Here is a 24,841-nt window from a genome sequence, read left to right on the forward strand (position 1 = left end):
TCAATATTATTTTTAATTAAAAATACTAAAGGTATAACGGAATGAATTGTCTTAATCAGGACTCCATTAGAGTCATTGCACCCAGCATTTATCATGATACTTCATGGAATGAAGCCGAAGTATTAGGCGCCATGGTTTGGTTATGGAACAGGAATTCCAATTATAGAAATGTTGCCATAAGTTCAGCATTGGAAACTTTACTGCCTACTATTCAGTCTAGGAATTTTATTTTACTCATTAAAAATAATCGACCACTCGGTTATCTCAATTGGGCATATTTAAATAAAGATGAGGAACGGGAATATCTAAACAAAACGAAAAGTTATGTGAATTTTGTTCAATGTAATAAGAATGATGAAAGTAAACAATTATGGCTTTTATCTTTCTTTTGCCCATTTGGACGGAATGAATCTTTCTTATTGAAATCTGTTTGTAAAAAAGTTCTAAAAAATAATCTCTGCTTTTTTGGTTATCACAAGTCAAAAACAAACACCGTTGTAAAAAAAGTTCAATGTTAGAGTCTATAAGGAAAGAATTATGAATCAAATATACCAAACAAAATTTAATTTTCTAACTGGTACTAGCATAGTTTGTTCTGAATTGGCACGACGTGTTAGTAAAGTAGCGATAACTGTTTCAATTTTATCAGCCTCAACCTCTTTATTTGCATTGGATTGTACAGCAAATCCTGATGGATCTTATTTAGTAGGCCAAGACGCTCCTAGTTGTAATAATATAAATGCTGCTACTGCAACGCAAAGTGGTAATGCTGGTTTTTATATTTTAACTAGAAGTAAACTGCATGAACAACTAAATGTGGGTGATACGACCCTTACTGCAAATGTCAGTGCCGATTATACTGGCTTAGGTAACCAATATACTTATGGTGTTTCCGGTGGCTCAATTAAAGCGGGCAATTTAAATTTTACTATAAAGAATGATGGTAATGTGATGGGGCTTACGACTTATCACAATGTCGATATCACTGCTAAAGATGTTGTATTAAATATAACTGATAACTATACACGTGGTCGTAACTCTAGTGGTGGTGTGGCTGCTTATGGGATATTAACCGGTTCAGCTGCAAATGCCGGTGAGAGAAACGCCTATAATGGTAAATATAGTACAGTCACAGTTGATAAATTGACGATCAACCAAACAACGTCAGGTGGTAAAACCTCTCCAATATTAAATAATGGTATTCGTGCTATTCAAGGTGCATATGACAATAATGGTCAAGGTTCTGCAGGGCGAGTTATTGTTAATGATGATTTGGATATGACTTTGACTGGTAATCGCGCCATCGGTATTTATGTATCGGGTAATGCAACCAATCATGGTGGCGCGAATGATACTGGTGCTGATGGTCAATTAACACCAATAGTGATTTTAAAAGGCGCTAAAAATAGCATAGTGTTGAATAAAGGTAGCGATAGTTCATCATTGAACTGGGACAGTGTGGGTGTCAAATTAGGAAAGACGCGTAATACTGGTGAAGGTGCTGGTATTTTAGAATCTCATGGTGAACTTAATATTGATACTACAAATGCTTTAAATGGTTCTGGTATTAAGATGGTTCGCAATTCTTTATTAAAAGCAGATTATGACGATAGTTCGACAATCATCAAAACAAATGGTTATGCACTTGAAATCGGGACTCATGATGATGCGAATTCAAGTGGAGTATTTGAACAGGCTGCATCACATGGTGTAAGTGCAAGCTTTAAAAATGCGATATTTTCTACCAATGGTACTAGTGCTGACCCGGTTATCAGTGGTTCTGTTGGTCGCAAAGATTTAATTTTTGTCGATCAAGGTCAAGTCGATACTGTATTATCTTTTACCGGTGATAAAACTGATCTAACAGCAAATGATGCGGGTTATATTCTTAACGTGAGTGGAAATTATACCGCATCTGGTTATCAGTTCTTTTCAAATACCTATGATCAAACTGGAACAGAACAAAGTCATGATGATTATCAAGCGTCATCAGTTACCTTTAATGCTTCTGACAAGGGAAGTATGACTGGGCTGGTTTATAAAGGTTTGGTTAAAACTGAAGAGGGTGAAGTTTTAGATGCCAATAAAACGCCTACACTCAACTTAAACTTAAATAATGGCTTTACTTGGAACTTGAAAGCAAATGATACCAGTAAAACTGCTTTATTTGATAATTTAACCTTATCAAATGGTGCGTTACTTAATGCTGCATTTGATGATGCGGGTGCAAATGAGTTTATTTTACAAGGTAATGTTATTAGTGATGGTGGTATTATTAGTTTGGATAATCATTCTCATGGAAAATATAATGATAGTTTAACTATTCAAGGTAATTACTCGGCATCGAATAATGCAATAGTTAAGATGAATACGTTATGGAATAATAATACTTCACAATCAGACTTACTAAAAATCACTGGAGCTGCCAGTGGTGTTACTAAAGTTATTCCTGTTAATGCAAATGGGGCTGAAAATTTTATTGATGGTAACATAAAGCAAGTTGCTGCAGTATTGAATAGTATTCCTGTTATTAATGTAGGAACTTCAAGCTCAGAAAGCAATTTTACTGGTGATGCACAAACGACAGGTGCAACAGAAGTTCAATTGGCAAAACGTCAAACAACTAATGGTGATGAATACTATTGGACTATGAAGGCAAGTAATCCAGGTGAACCCGTTGGCCCAGTCAAACCCGTTGACCCAGACAACCCCGTCAAACCTGTTGACCCAGTAAAACCACCTAAAAAGGTGATCTATTCAAATGCAGTTTCTGGCTATGTATCAATGCCACGAGTAAACCAAGAACAAGGATTATTAAGTATTGGTACTTTGCATGAACGTAGAGGCGAATATGCTAACTTTAACTTAGCTAATTGTAGTACTTGCGATGAACATTTAAGTGAAACTTGGGGAAGAATATTAGGCAAACATCTTAAATCAGACGGAAAAAAACGGTTGAATTTAGAAACTGACGTTTATGGATTACAACTTGGCCATGATCTGGTAAACAATTTATTCGAAGATGGAAGCCACAATTATACAGGTGCTTATCTTTCATATACTAAAGCTAACACTGATTTTTCCGATAAATATCGTGCTGTTAATGGTTTAATTTCTCATAACAAAAAAACCGGAAAAGGTACTTCGGAAGCATTTAGCCTTGGGTTAACTAATACCTATTTTTCTGCTAATAACAGTTATTTAGATTTAGTTGGACAGTTCTCTTCAATCCGCAATAAATATGATGCACGAAAAGAAGCCCGTTCTATCCATCAAAATGGGTTTGGTGTAGCTGTTTCAGCAGAAGCCGGACATGCCTTCAACTTTAGTCAAGTTGATTCAAGCCAATGGCTAATCGAACCTCAAGCTCAACTTGTTTATCAATATCTTAATTTGGATAGTTTTAAAGATAAATATCGTCAAGTCGATCAGAATAATCAGGATCAATTGCGTGGCAGAATAGGTGTACGAGTAGACCATAATAATCAAGCAGCAGATCGACAAATAATGTCGATTTATGCAATTGGTAATGTTTGGCATGACTTTATTAAGCCAACTCATGTCACAATAGGTAAAGATAGTTTACGTGAAAATTATGCAACTACTTGGGGAGAATTGGGGGTTGGTATAAAAACGGAATTAGGCAAAGATAATTTTCTTTATGGTGATGCTCGTTATGAACATGATTTTGGAAGTACTAAGCATCAAGGCTATAAAGGAAATATTGGAATAGAACATAAATGGTAATTTAGAATTATAAGTTTATTTCTCTGTTCTATACGTAATGGCTAGTCATGCATTACGTATAGACTTTTTTATAAAAAAGTAACTAATAATCAAGTTAAATAAAATAATATGGCTTAATGTTCATCGCGTAAAACTTATTGCAAATGGCAAAAGTGATATTTTTAAGATTGGAATAAATTTAACTCAACAAATCATTTTATAATGAAATTTTTGTTAAATAGAACTCATTTATTAATACTTAACAAATTGATTTTTAGATGAATTAAAGCCATTTGATGTTTTAAACTTGAATAAATATGATAAAGGATAATTACTTTACTCACCTTGACTTTCTAATAGTGTTAATAACATTGACATAAATAGTTTTTTATCATCCTTTAATGTTGAAAAAAACTCTTTATCAATTTGTTCAACTAAAGGTACAGTTTCATTTGCTTTATCAAACCCTTTTTGTGTCAGTTGAATGGATTTTGCTCGACTATCTTTGCTTGAACAGTGGCGCTCAATATAATCTTTTTTCTCTAAATTCTCTAAAATTTGTGAGATTGTCATCACATCGATATTTGTTCGATTGGATAGAGTGACTTGTGTTATTTCATCGTTGTATTGTGATAAATAAGCAAGTGTTGCAAGTACGATAAATTGAGGATGAGTGATAGACCGTTTTTTCAAACAACTTTTAATATTTGCATGCCAGGACGAATAAGTTTTCATAAAAATAAAACCAACGGATTGAGAATCACTTTGAAATTTTGTCAAAAACTTATCGCCCTTTGCCATAATTTATCCTTCAACTAAGCCATTTAATTTGCAAGTTTTATCAATAATATCATCAGAAATCTGTTTTATAAAATCATAGGATGCTTTAGTGTCCATTTTTGTATCTGGTTTTAATGAAATCTCTGATTTCAAAGCATATTGATTTTCTGAAATTTCAACAATTTGATGGGAGAAAAATAATAAACCTATTTCAGGCATATCAAATTGTTCAGTAAATTCTTGCTCATCAATGATTTTTGATAAAGTCACTTCCATTTCTGGTATATTTTGTAATTTAAAAATACCTTTAGTGCCTGTTTTCAAGTCACCAAAAATACGAAAGTCTTCAAGATCAGTTTCCCATAATTTTCTTAAATTAAGATCGGTATAGTATTGCCAAATTTTTGATGGTTTTGCCTTTGTTGGTAATACGAAAGAGATTGAAATTGTGTTCATTATTTTTTTCCTATATTTAGTAAGCAAGCTTATTATAAGTATACTTATTAAATAGGTAAAGAAAATTTTTTGCATAGATTAAAATTGTGGGATTATTTAAAATTCCTCAATTAACGTAATGAATAAATAAGTATTATATAGTCAGGTATTTGATTCTTTAATATAATTAATTATCTAATAAAATTAACAAGATTAAATGTTTAACAGATTTAAAATATATTAATGTAAAATATTTACAATTGTTTTTCATTTAATCCGTTCAATTTAATCGGTAAATGATACAATAGCGCCTTGATTTTGTATTAGTCCATAGTTTAGGAATAAATTTGATGAAAAATGACATCCACCAGCAACGTATTTTAATTCTTGATTTTGGTTCGCAAGTTACCCAATTAATTGCTCGACGGGTTCGTGAAATAGGTGTTTATTGTGAACTTTGGCCATGGGATGTGTCGGAAGAAAAAATCAAACAATTTAACCCTAAAGGTATCATTTTATCTGGTGGTCCTGAAAGTACTACTGACCAAAATAGCCCTCGAGCACCAGAATATGTGTTCAACGCTGGCGTGCCCGTGTTAGGTATCTGCTATGGTATGCAAACTATGGCAATTCAAGTAGGTAAGGGTGGACAAGTTACAGCTTCTAATCAACGAGAGTTTGGTTATGCTAAAGTTGATATTGTTGCAAAATCAAAATTAACAGACGGTATTTTAGATAGCACCAATGATGCTGGTATAGAGCAACTTGATGTATGGATGAGTCATGGTGATAAAGTTACTTCATTACCTGACACATTTACCTTAATTGGGCAAACAGAAACTTGTCCATTCGCCATTATGGCCAACGATGAAAAACAGTTTTATGGCGTACAGTTTCATCCAGAGGTTACGCATACGGTTAAAGGATTAGAGTTATTAACGCGTTTTGTTATTGATATTTGTCAGTGTGAAAAGCTATGGACACCGTCTTCTATTATTACTGATGCAATTGCTCGTATAAAAGAAAAAGTCGGTAAAGATAAAGTATTATTAGGTTTATCAGGTGGTGTTGATTCTTCGGTTACTGCATTATTATTACATCAAGCCATTGGTGACCAGTTAACTTGCGTATTTGTTGATCATGGCTTATTACGTTTAAATGAAGCAAAGCAAGTCATGGATATGTTTGGTGATAAATTTGGGTTAAATATTATCGCAATTAATGCCGAAGATCGCTTTATGGCTGCTCTGAAGGGAGAGGCTGATCCTGAAGCTAAACGTAAAATTATTGGTCGTGAATTTGTCGCTGTTTTTGATGAAGAGGCGGCAAAATTAAAAGATGTCAAATGGCTTGCTCAAGGTACTATCTATCCAGATGTCATTGAATCTGCTGCTGCTGATACAGGTAAAGCCCACGTGATTAAATCACATCATAATGTTGGTGGTTTACCTGAAGATATGAAAATGGGGTTAGTAGAACCATTAAGAGAATTATTCAAAGATGAAGTACGTAAAGTTGGTTTAGAACTCGGTTTACCTTACGATATGCTTTACCGTCATCCATTCCCAGGCCCAGGTTTAGGAGTGCGTGTTCTCGGTGAAGTGAAAAAAGAGTATTGTGATTTACTGCGTCAAGCCGATGCTATTTTTATCGAAGAACTTTATAAAGCTGACCTATACCACAAAGTCAGCCAAGCATTTACCGTATTCTTACCAGTACGTTCAGTTGGAGTAATGGGAGACGGACGTAAGTATGATTGGGTTGTCTCATTACGTGCTGTTGAAACTATCGACTTCATGACCGCTCACTGGGCACATTTACCTTACGAATTCTTAGGGCGAGTATCAAATCGTATTATCAACGAAGTCAATGGAATATCACGAGTTGTATATGATATAAGTGGAAAACCGCCTGCCACTATTGAGTGGGAATAATTGCAACAAATACCATATAATCTTTTTATCTTAAGCCTTGTTTATCAAGGCTTTTTTATATCATTTCTATCTTTGAATGATGGATTTTTAAGGTTTAGGGGATAAACTTAAACACTCAGTGTGAAATAGCATTTTAATTAAAATATAAAAACCTTTAAAAACTTATTGCTAAATGATCTACAAAAATGACTAACTTAAGTATATACTTCTTTTTATATAGGTTTCTTCGCTATTGAGTAAAAGCGGATAAAGCTAATTTAAGTTATTACCTCATTTGAGAAATTAAGGACCGTTAAGTATGATTTTAGGTAATGTTAATCATTTGGATTTAATTCCTTATTTGCCTACCAAGATTAAACAATCAATTGAATATGTAAAAGACAACGTTAATAGCAATACACCAGCTGGTCGTTATGATATTGACAGCGATAATATGTTTTTTATGGTTTCTGACAATTCATTAAGATATATTCATGAAGCAAACCCTGAGTACCATAAAAAGTATATTGATGTGCAGATTGTTTTAGATGGTCAAGAAGGAATGGCTGTTTCCACTCTACCTCCTCATACACAAGTATTAGAAGATAAAATAGCAGAAAATGATATCGCTTTTATCAAAACACCTAACGAAGAAACTATGTTAGTATTACAGAAAGACGATTTTATTGTATTTTTACCTAATGAAGTACATAAACCGCTTTGTGCTGTCGATAATAAGATTGCAACGGTTCGTAAAGTTGTGGTAAAAATCGCATTAGATTATTTATAAATAGAAGTAAGGATTTTAGGTAGCACTATGACAACAAAAATCGCTGTTATTGGCGAATGTATGATTGAACTTTCAATAAAACAAGATTCAACAACCCGTAGCTTTGGGGGAGATACTCTTAACACGTCGGTTTATTTATCTCGCTTATTAAAAAATAAAGATTTTTCGATTCATTATGTGACTGGTTTAGGAACAGATCCTTTCAGTCAAGAGATGCTTGATAGCTGGCAAAAAGAGCATATTTCAACTGATTTGGTACAAAGAATGTCTGATAAAATGCCAGGACTTTATTCTATTGTGACTGATGAACAGGGTGAGCGTTCTTTCTATTATTGGCGTAATGATGCAGCTGCTAAATTTTGGTTAAAAACAGCAGAAACAGCAAAAATTGCTGAGCAAATTGCTAAATACGATTATGTCTATCTAAGTGGTATCAGTATTGCAATTTTAGATGCGGAAAGTATTATCAAATTATTAGATCTATTAAAACAAGTTAAAGCCAATGGTGGTAAAGTGATTTTTGATAATAACTTTAGACCACGTTTATGGAGTAGCTTGGATTTAGCTCGAAGTGTCTATTCTGATATTTTATCATTTACTGATATTGCGTTTTTAACTTTAGATGATGAAGACTTATTATGGGGCAAGTTACCGTACGAACAAGTAATTGAACGAACTAAAAAGTTTGGTGTTTCTGAAGTGGTCATTAAACGTGGTAGCGATAGTTGTATTATTGATTCTGTGGAAGGGCGTTTTGACGTTCCAGCAAATAAAATCGCTAAAGAAGATGTTATTGATACCACGGCAGCTGGGGATTCATTTAGTGCGGGTTATTTAGCTGCACGTTTAAGTGGTAAAAATCCTTCACAATCAGCAAGCCAAGGTCACCTAGTTGCCGGTACCGTGATTCAGTATCGAGGTGCTATTATTCCTTTGGATGCTACGCCAAAACTAATTGAAGGTTAGTAAATAAAACGGTCAGTAATGACCGTTTTTTATATCAGAATAGTTTGGCTCTAAAAATTTTTAATATCGATTTTTAGGCAAAATAGATTACGGTAGTATTGCAAAAGAGCGTACTGGAAAACCCGAAGCGTTATTTGGTTTGGCTACAATGTTAAAGATAACCGCGCCTTTGGTTGGCAATTGATCTAAATTTGTCATTAATTCTACTTGATAAGTATCTTGCTCTAAAACATAGTATTCGCCTTTTAGCGCATTATTTTCTCGAAATGCTTTCGCTGAATCAGTATCAAAAGTTTCGTGGCCAATAGCTTTAATCTTTCGTTCTTCAAATAAAAATTTTAATGCATCAATTCCCCAGCCTGGAATTTGATTGTTTCCATCCTCATCTTTATTTTCCATTGCAGATTGTGATGGCCATTTCTTACTCCAGTCTGTTCTCAATGCAACAAAACTACCCGCTTCAATTTGCCCATGTTGCTTTTCAAAAGCTAAAACGTCATCTTTAGAAAAAGAAAAATTGGGATCTTGCTTTGCGCGTATAGATTGGTCAATTACGATTAGAGGTAATACTAATTCCTGTAATTCAAGTTCATGCAAATAACGAGTATTAGGAACAAAATGAATTGGTGCATCTAAATGAGTACCATATTGACCAGCAAAACTAAAGTTTTGCGCTAAAAAGCCATCACTGTGGTCAAATAGTGTTTTTATTTCAGCCGGTTTAAACATAAAAAAATGGGGTGAATTGTGATCAAATGCATGAGTCAAATCTATCCATTTTTTCGATTTTAATAAATTTAATGCTTGTAAAACGTCGTTATTCAAAATTATTCCTTATATCAAAAAAGTGTATCAATGATTTATTGTAAGATGATTAAAGTCAAGAAACCAATAATTTACAGTTATAGAAATATAACTTTTAGTTCTAATCTATTTTGAAAAAAAGTTGAGGAGCGGGGTTTTTGAGGGGTAAAAAATGCTTAATTTGTGCTATTTAATTGACAATTTTGGCTTATATTATTGAATTTCTACTAATAGACCCTATTGAGCTATATAGTTGTATATTTAATCACTTGATACTGGTATAATATACAGTTAATTTTATTTATCTAAAAACACACATAAGAAGAGATCTATGTCAATTAAAGATATCGATATTCGTGGTGCAAGAACACACAATTTAAAAAATATAAATGTAGTTATACCAAGAGATAAATTGGTTGTTATCACCGGTCTTTCCGGCTCTGGTAAATCATCATTAGCATTTGATACCTTATATGCTGAAGGCCAAAGGCGATATGTTGAGTCATTATCAGCTTATGCTCGTCAATTTTTATCACTAATGGAAAAGCCTGACGTCGATCATATTGAAGGATTATCTCCTGCCATTTCGATTGAGCAAAAATCAACATCGCATAATCCTCGCTCAACAGTGGGAACAATCACTGAGATTTATGACTATTTGCGACTTTTATTTGCTCGAATCGGTGAGCCACGCTGTCCAAATCATAATTTACCCTTAGCTGCACAGACTGTGTCGCAAATGGTTGATAGTATTATGGCTCTGCCATCTGAAAACCGCTATATGTTGCTTGCGCCGGTTGTTACTGAGCGTAAAGGTGAGTTCGTTAAATTATTTGAACAACTTGCAGCAAGTGGTTATATTCGAGTTCGAGTTGATGGTGATGTTTATGACCTTTCAGATCCACCAATACTTGAGCTTCAGAAAAAACACACAATTGAAGTCGTTGTTGATCGTTTCCGAATTCGGGATGATTTGAAATTACGTTTAGCCGAATCAATCGAAACTGTGCTTTCCATAACTAATGGTATTGTCAAAGTCGCGAATTTAGATGATCCGAAAGCAGAAGAGCATCTATTTTCTGCCAATTTTGCTTGTCCTATATGTGGTTATAGCATTCCAGAACTTGAGCCGCGATTATTCTCATTCAATAATCCTGCTGGTGCATGTCCGGAATGTGACGGTTTAGGTGTACAACAATATTTTGATCCAAAGCGTATTGTTCAAATGCCTGAGGTTTCTTTAGCTGCTGGAGCAATCAAAGGATGGGATAGACGTAATTTCTACTATTTTCAAATGTTAAAATCGCTAGCAAACCATTATAAATTTGATATCGATAAGCCATATGAAAAATTATCTGACAAAGTAAAAGATATTCTATTAAATGGTTCTGGTGATGAAGAAATACAGTTCGTTTATACCAATGATCGTGGTGATGTCGTTAAACGTAATCACCCTTTTGAAGGGATCATCAATAACCTTAGTCGTCGTTATAAAGAAACTGATTCACAAACTATACGTGAAGAGTTAGCTAAATATATCAGTAATCGTCCTTGCCCGTGTTGTGGCGGTTCACGATTATGTAGAACTGCGCGTCATGTGTTTATTAATGATACTAATTTACCAACAATTAGTGATTTAAGTACACAACAAGCTAAAGATTTCTTTGATAAGCTTACTTTAACCGGACAACGAGCGCAGATAGCCGAAAAGATTCTAAAAGAAATTAATGATCGCCTGCAATTTCTAATCAATGTTGGTTTGAATTATTTAACCCTGTCACGTTCAGCTGAAACCTTATCGGGTGGAGAAGCTCAAAGAATTCGACTGGCTAGTCAAATTGGTGCGGGGCTTGTCGGTGTTATGTATGTTCTCGATGAACCATCAATTGGTTTGCACCAGCGTGATAATAGTCGCTTGATTGATACATTAACTCACTTACGCGATTTAGGTAATACCGTCATTGTTGTTGAACATGATGAAGAAGCGATAATGGCTGCTGATTATGTGATTGATATTGGACCAGGCGCTGGTGTCCATGGTGGTGAAGTTGTTGCTCAAGGTACGCCAAAACAGATTATGGCAAGTAAGAACTCTTTGACTGGTAAATATCTTTCTGGAAAAGAGAAAATTGAGATCCCAGCTAAACGTCATAAAGTTGATAAGAAAAAAATGTTATCATTGATTGGCGCGACAGGAAATAATCTTAAAGATGTCACATTAAACATTCCTGTAGGGCTATTTACTTGTATTACTGGCGTCTCTGGATCAGGTAAATCAACATTAATTAATGACACCTTATATCCATTAGCTCAAAACGAATTAAATGGCGCTGAAAAAACCGAAATTGCACCATTCAAATCAATTAAAGGATTAAACTTTTTTGATAAAGTTATTGCAATAGATCAGAGCCCAATTGGACGGACACCACGATCTAATCCAGCAACTTATACTGGCTTTTTTACATCAATTCGTGAGCTTTATGCAGGGGTACCAGAAGCCAGGGCAAGAGGCTATAATCCTGGACGTTTTAGCTTTAATGTTAAAGGTGGACGTTGTGAAGCTTGCCAAGGTGATGGTTTAATTAAAGTTGAAATGCATTTTTTACCTGATATCTATGTACCTTGTGATCAGTGTCATGGCGCACGATATAATCGAGAAACATTAGAAATCAAATACAAAGGTAAGTCGATTAATGAAATCCTCAACATGACTGTTGAAGAAGGTCGAGAATTTTTTGACGCGGTACCGATGATTTCACGCAAATTACAGACTTTAATTGATGTTGGTCTTGCTTATATTACCATTGGTCAATCAGCAACAACATTATCTGGAGGTGAAGCGCAACGAGTAAAACTTGCAAAAGAGTTATCTAAGCGAGATACTGGTAGCACACTTTATATCCTAGATGAACCAACTACGGGCTTACATTTTGCGGATGTAAAACAATTGCTTGCTCAACTACACTCATTGAGAGATAAAGGCAATACTATTGTAGTTATCGAACATAATTTAGATGTTGTCAAAACTGCCGATTGGATTGTCGATTTAGGTCCAGAAGGGGGTAGTGGCGGTGGAGAAATCATCGCCGAAGGAACACCAGAAGACGTTGCTAAATCGAAAAAATCTTATACTGGTAAATACTTAAAACCATTACTGGAAAAGCAAAAGTAGTAAGTATTGTTATATAAATAAAGTTAACCATAGGAGAAGGGTTTTGTCATTACAGATTATACTAATGATCATTATTGCTTATCTCTGTGGTTCACTTTCAGGTGCTATGATAATTTGCCATTTGATGAAGTTACATAATCCTTCTTTATATGGTTCTCATAACCCCGGTGCGACAAATGTATTAAGGATTAATGGGCGATTACCTGCTGTTTTTGTATTAATCTTTGATATGTTAAAAGGTGCTATTCCGGTCTATATTGCTTATCGACTTGGAATATCACCTTTCTTTTTAGGTATTATTGGTATTTCGGCTTGTCTTGGACACATTTTTCCATGCTTTTTTCATTTTCGTGGTGGAAAAGGTGTTGCAACTGCGTTAGGAATGATGGCGCCGATTGGACTTGATTTTACAGGTTGCTTTTTGTTGACTTGGTTTTTTACATTAATTACAACGGGTTATTCTTCTGTCGCGGCAATAGTCGGTTTTCTTTTTGCACCTTTATATGTTTGGTTATTTAAACCAGAATTGACATTACCTGTTACAATGCTTTCATGCTTAATCATTATTCGCCATAGTAGCAACATAATGCGCCTATTAAAAGGCGAAGAGCCCAAAAGCTTTTATCGTCACAGTAAAAAATAATCTAAAACACAACTAAGCTTAATTTTCAGTTACTAATCGTTATTAGTGATATATGAAAGATTAATTATTTTTAAATTAAAGTAATAGAATATTTTTTGTTTTACAGACAATTCAAACAAGGTATTATTATTCATCTTTTAATTATGTGGTTAATTCATGCAAATCAGTCCGTTACTAGAATCACTTATTAGCGCACTTCGCTGCTTACCTGGAGTTGGTCCAAAATCAGCACAACGAATGGCTTATCATCTATTACAACGTAATCGTCAAGCTGGTCTCCATTTAGCTCATGAGTTAAATGAGGCTATGAATAATATTGGTCATTGCAAACAATGTCGAACCTTTACTGAACAGGAGATCTGCAATATCTGCGCGAATATCCGTCGACAAAGTAGCAATCAACTCTGTGTGGTTGAATCACCAGCAGATATTTTTGCTATTGAGCAAACAGGGCAGTATAGTGGTCGTTATTTCGTTTTACTGGGTCACCTGTCACCACTTGATGGTATTGGTCCGAGTGATATTGGTTTGGACCTCTTAAAAAGTAGGTTAAGTTCAGAATCAATTAGTGAAGTTATTTTAGCTACCAATCCCACTGTTGAAGGTGATGCTACAGCTAATTATATCGCCCAAATGTGTAATGAATTTAATATCGTTGCGACTCGCATTGCGCACGGTGTACCAGTGGGTGGAGAGCTTGAAATGGTTGATGGTACGACATTGTCGCATTCATTTGTTGGGCGACAAAAGATAGATTTTTAGCTTTTGATGATTTACCAACAATCAGATTATTAGCTATTAATGGGTATTAAGAAGAAAGAGGAAGAGAAATCTTATGAAATATAAAGCAGTCGCATTTGATATGGATGGAACGTTACTTGGTAGTAATCGTTTAATCCTTCCTGAAACAGTAGATATGATACAAAGAATTAGTGATAAAGGAATTAAAGTTATTTTGGTATCAGGTCGTCATCATACCGTTATTCACCCTTATTACTACCAACTAAAATTATCTACACCTGCGATTTGCTGTAATGGGACCTATTTATACGATTTCGAAAAGCAGCAAAACTTTGCTGCAAAACCAATGACTAAACAACAAGCAAAGACATTGTTAAATTTAGTTAACCAATATGGCATTCATACTATGATTTATACTGATCAGTTTATGAATTATGAAGTTCTTGATGATCATTTAGAAGGTTTCTTTCAATGGGTGAAGTCTTTACCTGAATTTCTACAACCAGAAGTTAAAAAAGTTGATGACTTCGAGAAACTGATTGATCAAGCAAATTTGATTTTCAAATTTGCGACCAGTAGTCATGATATTTCAGCATTAAAACAATTTTCAAATGCGGTTGATGCGCTTGGTGAGTTTTCTTGTGAATGGTCATGGTCAAATCGTGCTGATGTCGCGGTAAAAGGGAATACTAAAGGAAACGGACTAAAGCATTGGGCTGAACATGAAAATATCAAATTAAGTGAAATTGTAGCTTTTGGTGATAGTTACAATGATATCAGTATGTTATCCATAGCAGGATTAGGCATAGCAATGGGTAATGCGGATAAAGAAGTCAAAGAAAAAGCCAATTATTCAATTGGCGATAATAACAGCCCAAGTATTGCCGCTGAACTTGAAAAAATATTTTTAAATTAGAAATATTAATTTTAAGATGGTCTTTGAAATTCTTTATCAAGATAATGATTTAATCGCAATCAACAAGCCAGAAGGGTGGTTAGTACACCGAAGCTGGCTTGATAAAAATGAAACTGTCGTTGTCATGCAAACGTTGCGCGATCAAATCGGACAGCATGTTTATCCCATCCATCGTCTTGATCGACCAACATCAGGTGTATTAATTTTTGCTTTATCTAGTGAGATTGCAAGATTGTTGTCTGAACAATTTGCATCCAAACAAATAGAAAAAGTTTACCATGCTATTGTACGTGGTTATGTTGATGATGAAGCAATCATTGATTATCCCTTAGTTGAAGAGTTGGATAAAATCGCTGATAAGTTTACTCGTAAAGATAAGCCGGCCCAAGATGCTATAACTTTTTATAAAGGTTTGAGTAAAATAGAGTTGCCTATTGAAGTGGGTAAATATAAAACAGCTAGATATAGCTTTGTTGAATTAAAACCACAAACAGGAAGAAAGCACCAATTACGTCGTCATCTTAAACATATTTTTCACCCTATCATAGGTGATAGTAAACATGGTGATCTTCATCAAAATCGAGCTTTTAGTCAATATTTTGGTGTTAAACGTCTTATGTTACATGCTAGCACTGTCAAAATGATTCATCCCATTACATCTAACCCTATCACTATTCATGCAAAATTAAGTGATGATTGGTTAACGATATTACAAAATTTTAAATAAGTTTTTTTGGGGTTAAATGTCTTCTAAAATTATTAATAGTTTTTGTCTTTTAGCATGATAAACATAATATGGCATTACTAATATCGGGTATATTCTTTGTCTCAATTAAATACTTTAAAACAAAATAGTTAAAAGGCATTAGATTAAGAATTTAATCAAATATAATGATTGATTTATAGCTTTATAACGTTAATTATCTATTTTTAAAATTTTTTTGATTATTAAATATAAAGTTAGTTTCACTCCAGAATGCAAATATATCTAACATCTTTTGATAAGTGGTAATTATTGATTTCTTTGTATATTCTAAAATTATCTAAGATTAATTAGATTTAGTTAAATAGTGAAAATAGTGGAAAGTTCATTTTTAAAGCTTTACATGACTTTTTATTTGTATTCAATATTTCTACAATTTATTTCAATAAGTTGTTTAAATTGAAAAGAGCGTAATTTTACAATTACGCTTTTAAATTATTAACTGAATGATTAAGCTTCGAGATAAATAGATGCCATTTTTTCGAAATCTTCATCGGTAAAACCAAGTTCTTGCTTAATGTAATTGCTAGGTGAGCCTGCAATTTTTCTCATAGTATCGAAAACCTCATTAATAAAGATTTCTCGGGTATCAATTAAACTTAGTAGATAACCCAAAACGTCTTCATTATCAGTGATCTCTCGATAAGCAGCCATTTTTATTTTATTGCGTTCCAATCGATTATCATGTGTTAGCATATAATCATATATAATATCTGATTCAGATACACCTAACATAACTTGAATTAACAATACACCATAACCCGTCCGATCTTTACCGCCGCGACAGTGTTGAAGGCTAGGGCTGTTATTTGAATCTAAAATTACTCTTAACATTTCTCGATAGGCTTTTTTAGATTTTTCACTTAGTACAAAGTTACGATATTGCTCAAGTACTTGTATACCGTCACCATTAACCAACTCCTTTGGAATATCACGAAGAACACTTTCAATTAATGCCCGATCTTCATTGCTTGGATCAGCTGCAAATTGTGCAGCTAATTCTGCTGTTTGAGCAGAGGCATCCAAATTAAAAGTTTGTCTTTCACCAATTGAACAATTCGGGCTTGTTTTAACCTCATTTTCACAACGATAATCAATGATTGTTTTTATATTCAATGCTTTTATATATTGTTGTGCATCAGGTTTTAGGCCGTGAAGATGATTAGAACGATACAACATTCCCCATTTTATACGTTTTCCTTTTGCACCGACATAACCACCAAAATCACGGAAATTATTTAGTCCATTGATTGGTAATGTTCGTTCTCCAAATAAAAATGGTTTTTGGTCATTTATTTGTAATATGAGATAGATTCGGCTTTTAGCATTTAATGGATCATCAAATATTACTGGGGATTTTAATGCTTTTCCAATTAGCGTTTTATTATTAGTATTTACATCAGCTTCGGTTGTCCAATATAAATCTGCAGGCTTATCACTATTAAAAGTAACTTCTAATTTTCCTTGCTTATTCCTAATTACTGATATTTCATTATTTTTTTCTAACATAACTTTCTTCCTACCTAGTGTAATATGCCGACTGATGAAAGAACGACTCCAATTACCATTACAGCAATAATGAGCGATACTGTATATTTACCTTGAAATTTCCTAACTAAGAAAAATACAGCTAAGGTAAAAAGAAGCGTTAATAAATTTGGCATTACCTTATCAAACATTTCTTGAACTTTTATTGATTGCTCACCAACTTCAATTAAATAAGGTGTTGATACTTTTACTGTTGAGGCTATTAACGATCCTAGCACCATTACGCCAACGACATTAGCAACGTTACTAATTCGCTGAATAATATTTGAATTTTTAGATTGCTCTATAAGATCAATTCCTTTGTTATATCCATAATGAACAAAGAAATATTTTGTAAAAATGTTGACTAAATTATAGATGAAAAACATTAATATGGGTCCAATGATATTACCTTGTAACGCAAAAGCTGCGCCAATACTTCCACATATCGGCATCCAAGTAAATTTCAGTAGACTATCACCCAAACCTGCAAACGGGCCCATTAATCCAGCTTTTAACGAAATGACCGCATCTTTTTCTTCTTCCGTTGTTTTCTCTTCGACAGCAGCTGTAACGCCAAGAACTAATGCTCCGGCATTAACTTGCGTATTGAAAAACTCAAAATGGCGTTGCATTGCTCTAACGCGAGTTTCTTTATCGGCGTCCTTATAAAGACGGTCTAGAATTGGAATCATACAGTGAGCAAATCCAATCGTTTGTAATTTTTCATAGTTGAATGAAAAAGGGATTGTTTGTATTTTCCAAAAGACACTATTAAGATCTTTTTTAGTAATTTTCTTTTCATTGTTCATAGGTCATATTCCTCTTCAATACTGTCATTTTGCATAGGTTTTTCTTGATTACTTTGATTATTGTTTTTGCCCGCGGTGAATGCCATGTCATATAAGACAGCAAAGGCAAGTGCAACGAAGGTAACAGGTATGATTGGTAGTTTTAGGTAACTAGTTAAAACAAATCCGAGTAAAAAGAAGAACCACATTGAGCCTTTTAATAACATCAACAATAGAATACAAATACCTACTGCTGGGATTAATTTTGAAGCGACACCCATACCATCAATTATATTCTTTGGAATAGCGTCTAAAATTGTTTTAATCAGATCACTGCCAAAATAAATTGCTAAAAAGCATGGAACAGCTCTAATTAAAAACCATATAGGTGTTGAAAAATAATGTACTTTAACTAGTCCTTTATAATCTCCATTTTGTATGCTTTTTTCTGCCCATGGATTTAGGAAACAAGCAAATGATCGCCATAGAATAAGTAATTGTTGGCAAAGTATTGAAACGGGTAGGGCTAATGCAACTCCAGTGGCAACGCCACCGCCAGTTGAAATACCTAATGAAACGCCAATAATTGCACCAGCAACAATATCTGGCGCTGAGTAAGCTCCAACATTTCCAACGCCCATCCACATAAGTTCAAGTGTTGCACCAATGGCTAATCCTTGAACCATATCACCCATGATGATGCCTGCTACAGTACCGGTTAATAAAGGCCGACGTAACATTTGTGGCCCGACATCATCGAGTGAACAAATTCCCGCCCAAATGGCGACAAGAATAGCTTGTGTTAACATGTGTTAACCTCCAAATTATAGAAATAAATGTTTTAATAAATAGTGTTAGCTGAGTAGGGTTTTTAGATCGACAATGGGATCTTTAGGCACCATCTGAATTTCAACTTCAACATTTTTTGCAATGAGATTTCTAAACGCTTGTTCTTCTTCTGGTGTGACAGACACCGCTCTTGATAATTGATGACGACCATCTTGCATTCTCATTCCACCTACATTGAGTTTTTCTAGTGACAATCCACCGTCCACTAATGCGTCAACGTCAATACTATTGGTGAACAGTAACATTGTTCTTTTTTTGATAGGTGTCTTTTTTAAGATTTCGATAAATTGCTGTACTCCAAAGATCAAAACCTTTAATCCTGGCGGTGCAGACATGGTTAATACTGATTGTTGAACTTTGTCATCAGCAACTTTATCGTTGATGACTAATACTTGCTCGATATCATAGTTTTTCACCCAAGTTGTAATAACTTGTCCATGAATTAATCGGTCATCGATTCGTGCTACATTAATTGGCATTGGTGTTCTCCTTACAATTCATTAACTTCTTCATTTTTAATATTTAGCAGTTGTCTAACGTCTTTACAGCTTTGAGGAAATGCTTCTTCAATAGCTTGTTTGGCATCGTTCAATGTTCCTTCTCGATTGTTTAAAACTTCAAGTAGTACGGGAATATTAAAACCACAAAATAGTAAAACATCGTCATGGGATATCAGTAATTCGCTAGCAAGATTGCAGGGAGTTCCTCCCATAATATCAACCAAAATAATTACTCCATTGCCTTGATTAAGTTTTTTATAACTACTTTGCATTTCTTGTCGTAAGTTATTGATATTGCTATCAACTAAAACTGAAATAATGTGGATACTTTCTTGCTCGCCCATAAGCATCTGTGCACATTCAAGTGCACCCTGAGCAAAAGGGCCATGACTTGCTAAAATGATAGGTAAAGGATTAGACATAAAAATTTCCTTGTTTGTAACTTTATTACTAAATGTGTAAGTATGTTTAGTAATAAAGTTACATCTACATTTAAAAATAGTCATCCATTTTTTAAGAAATTTTTATAATTTTGTGAACAAGATCAAATTTATTAAAGGAAAAGTTTAAGTTAATGACTTTTCAACTTGATGAGATTATTTGATTGGTAAATTTGTTATTACTTCTGGGTATATCGAGGATATTTTCGTTTTTCACGATTTTGAGTTTGCTGTAGTAACCTTTCATCATATTTACGAATAAATAAGTTAGTTAACAACATATTAATGACTGATATTTGTGAAATTTTGGAACGAACAGGAATCAATCTAGAAGCGTGTTCCATAGATGTCGTATGTAAGACAAAAGAGGCTAATGATGAAATTTGACTTTGTCCCATTTTAGTAATAGCAATAGAAGGGACTGATGATTGACCAGCAAGTTTAAGTAAATCTACACATTCAGGTGTTTCACCAGAATGCGAAATAATAATAACAAGATCATTCTTGTCTAACGTGCTGATCAAACTACGTGAAATATGAGCATCAAAATGACAATTTACATCTTTCTTGATTTTAATTAGTTGATATTCAAACTCTTTACCAACCAAGCCACTGCTTCCAACGCCAAATATTACAATTTTGTTACTTTTGATTATTAATTCGATGGCACTGTTTAATGCATGAGTATTAACAATGGAATGAGTTTCGTCTATAGAGGATTTTTCCATAGCTTGAACTTTGCTATTTACTTCCTCAAGAGAGTCATTCAAATTAATATCATCTTGAAGAATTTCAGTACTAAGCTTTTGAGGAATTGAGCCGATAAGATCGACCTTAAAATCACTAAAACCTTTATAACCTAATTTGTTACAAAGTCGTAAAATGGTCGTTGTGCTAACATGATTGTGTTTTGCTAAGGTTTGTATACTCATATTTTTTAGCGCTTGAGTATTTGCAATAATATATTCGGATACTTTTAACTCCTTAGTTGATAAGTCTTTTTTTACTTCTCTGAGTTTTAGTTCAATCATTGCACACCTCAAAAAACTATTTTAGTGAAGCAAGTATATAAAATTCGTCTTAGAAATTAAAAATAATTTTATAATTTATTAATCAAATTTACTTCACACAATCCTATTAGTTGCTATCAATAATAAAAAAGATTCAATAATATTAGACTTTTCCATAAAAAAACCCGCAAAAGCGGGTTTTTAGTGTAATAAAAGAAAATTATTTATCAAATTCACTGATGATTTCTTTTGCTGTTTTTCCATCAAGTTTATTTTTCATTTCAGTAAAGATTTTATTTTGATCGCCAGCATTAGCTGGGTTAAGTGCAGCAGTAGAAGCTACTTTAGTTAGTGCTCGTCCAAAAGCAAGCTTATCAGAGTCACTTAATTTTTCAGTAACTTTTTGAATAGAAGTTGCATAAGTTTCTTGAGTAGAAAAATCAATTTTAAGTCCATCGTCACCACAACCAACTAGGACAAAACTTAATAATGATACAGCTAGTAATTTCTTGAACATTTCCTTTCCTTAAAAATATATTGTTAAATGCAGCGCTATTTTTATACTAAATACGGTCAATTATCAAGTGATAAATCAATTTCTATACAAAAATAAATATTATTTTAAAAAGTTGGAATCTATAACACGAATTATATTCTTTTTATTTCTAGGTATATAAAAAGGTAATTTTTACGGATAAAGTCGATTTTTAAACTCAAAAACCCTGTTCCTCAACTTTTTTTCAATAATTTATCTTGACATAGGTGCTTTTAAATTTTTTATTAATGTCCTAAATATAGGACAATTGAAATAATCGCTACGACTGCTGTATTTATAACCTATTTAACCTTGACGATAGAGTAAGCTAATGCTAATATTTGCCACCTATTCAGATAGACCTCTACGGCGCGTTGGCAGAGTGGCCATGCTGCGGATTGCAAATCCGTCTACCTCGGTTCGACTCCGGGACGCGCCTCCATTAAAATCCCAAGAATTTTATTTTGCTCATAAAACAATACAGTCTAAATTTTTTATTAATAGTATTGGGTTAATGTATCCAATCCACAAGAAGCTTTTTAAAATTCTCTTTTCTTAATGTTTTAAATTATCAAAGATAAAAGTAACGCGACAATAGATGTTCGTGAACTTACTATAGGCTATGAACTATTAATCAACAAAATATTGTTTGGTACCAACAAAAACCACAAAAACGGGTAGTATACAAAACTCCTTATTAATTTCATTTAACACATTGATAAAATTATAGATTTAACCGATTGAGGTTTAATTGTCATCTGATTAAAAAAACATCAAAAAAATTGGTGGAATTTTATACCTTGCTATTTTAATTAATAAACAATAGGTTATAATAAGGGTGTTCCCTATATGCATAGGGATAAACCGCAGAAAAGGATTGAGCAAAATATTAGCCAATCGTGTTCCCTATATGCATAGGGATAAACCGTATGAAATGAAAATAATTGCAACATTAGATGAGTGTTCCCTATATGCATAGGGATAAACCGGAACACGAGCGCCGTAAACCTCTGGGCTATGTGTTCCCTATATGCATAGGGATAAACAGGTGATATATTTAATATAAAACATTATCAAATCGTAGTCCTATATACCTCGGTAAGTAGAATACCTAAGAACGTAATAAAAAAACAAATTATATAATCAACTGAAAAATAAGGAATAAAAATGAGTAAATTAAAAAATGAAGATAAGACATTTAAAATGGATTTTTCTTTAGTGAATGATACAGATGATAATGAAAATAGGATTAATAAAAACATACATAGAGATTATATTGATCGCTTAATGGATTTCTCTTTAAATGGAATCAGTATAACTCCATACAATGTACGTTTTTACTATTATGATAATAGACATGCTGTACTTCCTCTAGTATACCTTAGTCCTTTGAGTCCGAAAGGCCAATCTTCTTTATAGGTTAGTTATTTGAGTAAAAATTATGAGTAATAAAAATCTCACACAAGGTGGCCTGTTTTTTTTGTGTGCTTATTTAATGAAATTAATTAAATTTGTCAAAAAGTAATATTTAGTTATAAAAGATTTACTCTAACAACGTTGAGGCGAATTGAAAGAATGTTAGAATATGTAAGAATTAAAATTATAACAAATTGAAAATCCGTCTACCTCGACTAGGGACTCGTCTCCATTAACGTCAATGTTTTAATTAATTAAAATTTCTGTAATAAAACTAAGTTGCTATAGATTAGTGGTAGAGATACCAACCTTAATCCAAAATCTTTTAAAAATAATTTTATAATTCATTAAGTTAACAAAGTTCACTAATGGTTTTATGTAATATTTATTTATATCTTATTATTTAATATTGCTGGATAATCGGAATTTGCCATATTATTAATAAACTAAATTAAGCCGTTGCATTTTATTTTTATTAAATCTTTGTGGTTAGCACTTTTATCCATGGTTCCGATTTTTATTTTTAAAAGTTTACTTTATATCTTCAATGAAGATTTATCATTTATAATTCAAAATTGATTAACTTGCGATTTTTTATTATTTTTATCAATAATTAGGATAATATAAATTATGAGTTATTTTAATTATCATGCTAAAGCCAAAAAATTGATAAAAGAGGGTTTTCTTACTCGATATGAGTTTGTCGATAATTGGAATGGTATCAAACCAGCACTAGTTTTATATTTTGAGAATTCAAATCCAATGCCGATACGAGAATATCGCTGGCAAGAGTATTTGCCGCTTATTGAGGCTGGTGATGAATAATTTAATTATATTTAAAATATAAGGTTATTTATCGAGTTGTAGTGCAATATAAAGCAGTACACGATCATCAAATTTCGATAAATCTAATCCAGTCAGTTTGGCAATATTATTCAATCTATACTCAAGTGTATTGCGATGTATAAATAGATTTTTGGCAGTATTGCTATTGTGCAAGTTATTAAAAAACCAAGTTTCAAGCGTATTTTGCAATAAACCATTTGTATCAGATGCTTTTAATTTATTTAAAGGGGAAAGTAATTCTTCAGCTTGCCAATCTTGATTTAAACCATCTAATAAAACCGGTAAGATAAGATCTTGATAATAGTAGTTACGGCATTCTGGTAATCTTTTTTTACCGATTTCTAAAGCTGTTTTAGCTGTTTGATAAGATCTTGCTATTGTGTCGTTTCCCTGATGAAAATATTTTCCTAAAGATATTTTTATTGCAAATTGACTAAGCAATTTTGTATGGCTAACTAGTTTTTCTAGTTTTGCCTTATGTTCTGAAAAATCCCATCGGTTAAACTTATTTAAAGCAGGTAGTAATATAACAATTTCGGTTAGGGACTTTATGGCCACGAGTTTGGTTAGTGTTTCGAGTTCATTTCGGATTTGTTGTAACTCCTCCATTGCTGTTTGAATTCCCAGCTGACCACTCTCGATTTCAATAATAACAGCAACATAAGCTAACGATAAGTCAATATTTAATTTTCGACTCCATTCATTTATATTTGAAAGCGTTTTATCTGATTGAATTATTGATAATATAAACTCTTCTTTTAACCGATTTTCTTGCGATTGTTGATTGAATGATAAAGCTTGTTCCATCATCATCTCTGCTGTCATGCTCACAAGTTCAGCAAATTGGATTATTTGTGCGGGTTCACCTGTTATGCCAATAACGCCAACAATTTCTTTTTTTAGTTTTAGTGGAAAATTAACACCAGGTTTAACTCCTTTAAGTTTTTTTGCAGTTGGATTGTCAATGGTAACAACTCTGCCTTGTGATATAGCTAACACCGCACCTTCATGTAATTCGCCAATACGTTGTGTATCACCACTACCTATAATTTCACCATGATTATTCATTATATTGACATTACAGTTGATGATTTTCATAGTTTTATCAACAATATATTGAGCAAGTATTGGTGAGATGCTTTGCGATTTCATAGCGATAAACCTTATATTATTAACAAGTTCTAATTCATAACTCATTGATTTTAATTTTATTACTATAACTTTTCTTGAGATCGTGTTAAAACTTTTTAATTATAGCAGACTTTAGGTCTGTTAATT

Annotated in this window: 23 protein-coding genes and 1 tRNA gene; 13 read left to right on the top strand and 11 right to left on the bottom strand. The window is 33.2% G+C overall.

What is annotated here, in order from left to right; genetic code table 11:
• The first annotated feature begins 41 nt into the window (after positions 1-41).
• Positions 42-518, top strand: coding sequence for a toxin-activating lysine-acyltransferase (locus J3U16_RS07530; protein ID WP_267342799.1), 477 nt, complete (start codon positions 42-44; stop codon positions 516-518).
• Positions 519-537: 19 nt separating this feature from the next.
• Positions 538-3,747, top strand: coding sequence for an autotransporter outer membrane beta-barrel domain-containing protein (locus tag J3U16_RS07535; protein ID WP_267342800.1), 3,210 nt, complete (start codon positions 538-540; stop codon positions 3,745-3,747).
• A 315-nt stretch (positions 3,748-4,062) separates the two neighbouring features.
• Here J3U16_RS07535 and J3U16_RS07540 read toward each other — a convergent pair whose 3' ends face one another.
• A complete protein-coding gene (locus J3U16_RS07540) occupies positions 4,063-4,527 on the bottom strand; it encodes a MarR family winged helix-turn-helix transcriptional regulator (protein ID WP_267342801.1) in 465 nt (154 codons plus the stop codon).
• A gap of 3 nt (positions 4,528-4,530) precedes the next feature.
• A complete protein-coding gene (locus J3U16_RS07545; protein ID WP_267342803.1) occupies positions 4,531-4,962 on the bottom strand; it encodes a hypothetical protein in 432 nt (143 codons plus the stop codon).
• 329 nt (positions 4,963-5,291) lie between these two features.
• Here J3U16_RS07545 and guaA point away from each other — a divergent pair, with 329 nt between their 5' ends.
• From guaA to J3U16_RS07560, 3 genes are all read left to right on the top strand, one after another.
• Positions 5,292-6,875 (top strand): glutamine-hydrolyzing GMP synthase, encoded by a 1,584-nt coding sequence (guaA, locus tag J3U16_RS07550; protein ID WP_065563541.1) that lies wholly within the window; start codon positions 5,292-5,294, stop codon positions 6,873-6,875.
• Positions 6,876-7,173: 298 nt separating this feature from the next.
• Complete coding sequence (locus J3U16_RS07555; RefSeq protein WP_065734038.1) at positions 7,174-7,644, top strand: YhcH/YjgK/YiaL family protein; 471 nt, start codon at positions 7,174-7,176, stop codon at positions 7,642-7,644.
• A 27-nt stretch (positions 7,645-7,671) separates the two neighbouring features.
• Positions 7,672-8,610, top strand: a complete 939-nt coding sequence (locus J3U16_RS07560; protein ID WP_065563538.1) for a sugar kinase — start codon at positions 7,672-7,674, stop codon at positions 8,608-8,610.
• Positions 8,611-8,697: 87 nt separating this feature from the next.
• On the opposite strand, the gene J3U16_RS07565 is transcribed toward J3U16_RS07560, so the two are convergent.
• Positions 8,698-9,435, bottom strand: a complete 738-nt coding sequence (locus tag J3U16_RS07565; RefSeq protein WP_267342805.1) for a cyclase family protein — start codon at positions 9,433-9,435, stop codon at positions 8,698-8,700.
• 316 nt (positions 9,436-9,751) lie between these two features.
• Here J3U16_RS07565 and uvrA point away from each other — a divergent pair, with 316 nt between their 5' ends.
• From uvrA to truC, 5 genes are all read left to right on the top strand, one after another.
• Entirely contained in the window at positions 9,752-12,586 is a 2,835-nt protein-coding gene (gene uvrA / locus J3U16_RS07570; protein WP_416380560.1) for an excinuclease ABC subunit UvrA, read from the top strand.
• 43 nt (positions 12,587-12,629) lie between these two features.
• Positions 12,630-13,229: a glycerol-3-phosphate 1-O-acyltransferase PlsY gene (gene plsY, locus J3U16_RS07575; protein ID WP_267342809.1), complete on the top strand. Its 600-nt coding sequence runs from the start codon at positions 12,630-12,632 to the stop codon at positions 13,227-13,229.
• A 156-nt stretch (positions 13,230-13,385) separates the two neighbouring features.
• Positions 13,386-13,991, top strand: a complete 606-nt coding sequence (recR, locus tag J3U16_RS07580) for a recombination mediator RecR (RefSeq protein ID WP_267342810.1) — start codon at positions 13,386-13,388, stop codon at positions 13,989-13,991.
• 73 nt (positions 13,992-14,064) lie between these two features.
• A complete protein-coding gene (locus J3U16_RS07585; protein ID WP_065563533.1) occupies positions 14,065-14,886 on the top strand; it encodes a pyridoxal phosphatase in 822 nt (273 codons plus the stop codon).
• Between the two features lie 16 nt (positions 14,887-14,902).
• The gene (truC, locus tag J3U16_RS07590) at positions 14,903-15,613 is read left to right on the top strand and encodes a tRNA pseudouridine(65) synthase TruC (RefSeq protein ID WP_065734043.1); all 711 of its coding nucleotides are present in this window, start codon (positions 14,903-14,905) and stop codon (positions 15,611-15,613) included.
• Positions 15,614-16,099: 486 nt separating this feature from the next.
• Here the strand turns inward: truC and J3U16_RS07595 are convergent, their stop codons facing one another.
• From J3U16_RS07595 to J3U16_RS07625, 7 genes are all read right to left on the bottom strand, one after another.
• Complete coding sequence (locus J3U16_RS07595) at positions 16,100-17,158, bottom strand: tyrosine-protein phosphatase (RefSeq protein WP_267330755.1); 1,059 nt, start codon at positions 17,156-17,158, stop codon at positions 16,100-16,102.
• A 14-nt stretch (positions 17,159-17,172) separates the two neighbouring features.
• A complete protein-coding gene (locus tag J3U16_RS07600) occupies positions 17,173-17,988 on the bottom strand; it encodes a PTS system mannose/fructose/sorbose family transporter subunit IID (RefSeq protein WP_065563530.1) in 816 nt (271 codons plus the stop codon).
• A complete protein-coding gene (locus J3U16_RS07605) occupies positions 17,985-18,776 on the bottom strand; it encodes a PTS mannose/fructose/sorbose/N-acetylgalactosamine transporter subunit IIC (RefSeq protein ID WP_065734045.1) in 792 nt (263 codons plus the stop codon). The genes J3U16_RS07600 and J3U16_RS07605 overlap by 4 nt, the downstream gene beginning before the upstream one ends.
• Before the next feature lie 45 nt (positions 18,777-18,821).
• Positions 18,822-19,295, bottom strand: a complete 474-nt coding sequence (locus J3U16_RS07610) for a PTS system mannose/fructose/N-acetylgalactosamine-transporter subunit IIB (RefSeq protein ID WP_065563528.1) — start codon at positions 19,293-19,295, stop codon at positions 18,822-18,824.
• Positions 19,296-19,306: 11 nt separating this feature from the next.
• Positions 19,307-19,738 carry a PTS sugar transporter subunit IIA gene (locus J3U16_RS07615; RefSeq protein WP_065563527.1) on the bottom strand — a complete coding sequence of 144 codons (432 nt, stop codon included), beginning with the start codon at positions 19,736-19,738 and terminating at the stop codon, positions 19,307-19,309.
• Between the two features lie 197 nt (positions 19,739-19,935).
• Entirely contained in the window at positions 19,936-20,787 is an 852-nt protein-coding gene (locus tag J3U16_RS07620; protein WP_065734047.1) for a MurR/RpiR family transcriptional regulator, read from the bottom strand.
• A 199-nt stretch (positions 20,788-20,986) separates the two neighbouring features.
• Complete coding sequence (locus tag J3U16_RS07625) at positions 20,987-21,283, bottom strand: DUF6694 family lipoprotein (protein WP_267330757.1); 297 nt, start codon at positions 21,281-21,283, stop codon at positions 20,987-20,989.
• Between the two features lie 386 nt (positions 21,284-21,669).
• Between J3U16_RS07625 and J3U16_RS07630 the strand changes: the two genes are divergently transcribed.
• The 3 genes from J3U16_RS07630 to J3U16_RS07640 all read left to right on the top strand — a co-directional run bounded on the left by J3U16_RS07630 (position 21,670) and on the right by J3U16_RS07640 (position 23,542).
• A tRNA-Cys gene (locus tag J3U16_RS07630) sits at positions 21,670-21,743 on the top strand.
• Between the two features lie 725 nt (positions 21,744-22,468).
• Positions 22,469-22,720: a hypothetical protein gene (locus tag J3U16_RS07635; protein WP_267330758.1), complete on the top strand. Its 252-nt coding sequence runs from the start codon at positions 22,469-22,471 to the stop codon at positions 22,718-22,720.
• Between the two features lie 627 nt (positions 22,721-23,347).
• Complete coding sequence (locus J3U16_RS07640; protein ID WP_065734052.1) at positions 23,348-23,542, top strand: thermostable hemolysin delta-VPH; 195 nt, start codon at positions 23,348-23,350, stop codon at positions 23,540-23,542.
• 24 nt (positions 23,543-23,566) lie between these two features.
• Here the strand turns inward: J3U16_RS07640 and J3U16_RS07645 are convergent, their stop codons facing one another.
• Positions 23,567-24,715: a sugar diacid recognition domain-containing protein gene (locus J3U16_RS07645; RefSeq protein ID WP_065734053.1), complete on the bottom strand. Its 1,149-nt coding sequence runs from the start codon at positions 24,713-24,715 to the stop codon at positions 23,567-23,569.
• Positions 24,716-24,841 lie beyond the last annotated feature (126 nt).

This window comes from Gilliamella sp. B3023 (assembly GCF_026536845.1).
Classification (GTDB): domain Bacteria; phylum Pseudomonadota; class Gammaproteobacteria; order Enterobacterales; family Orbaceae; genus Gilliamella; species Gilliamella apicola_E.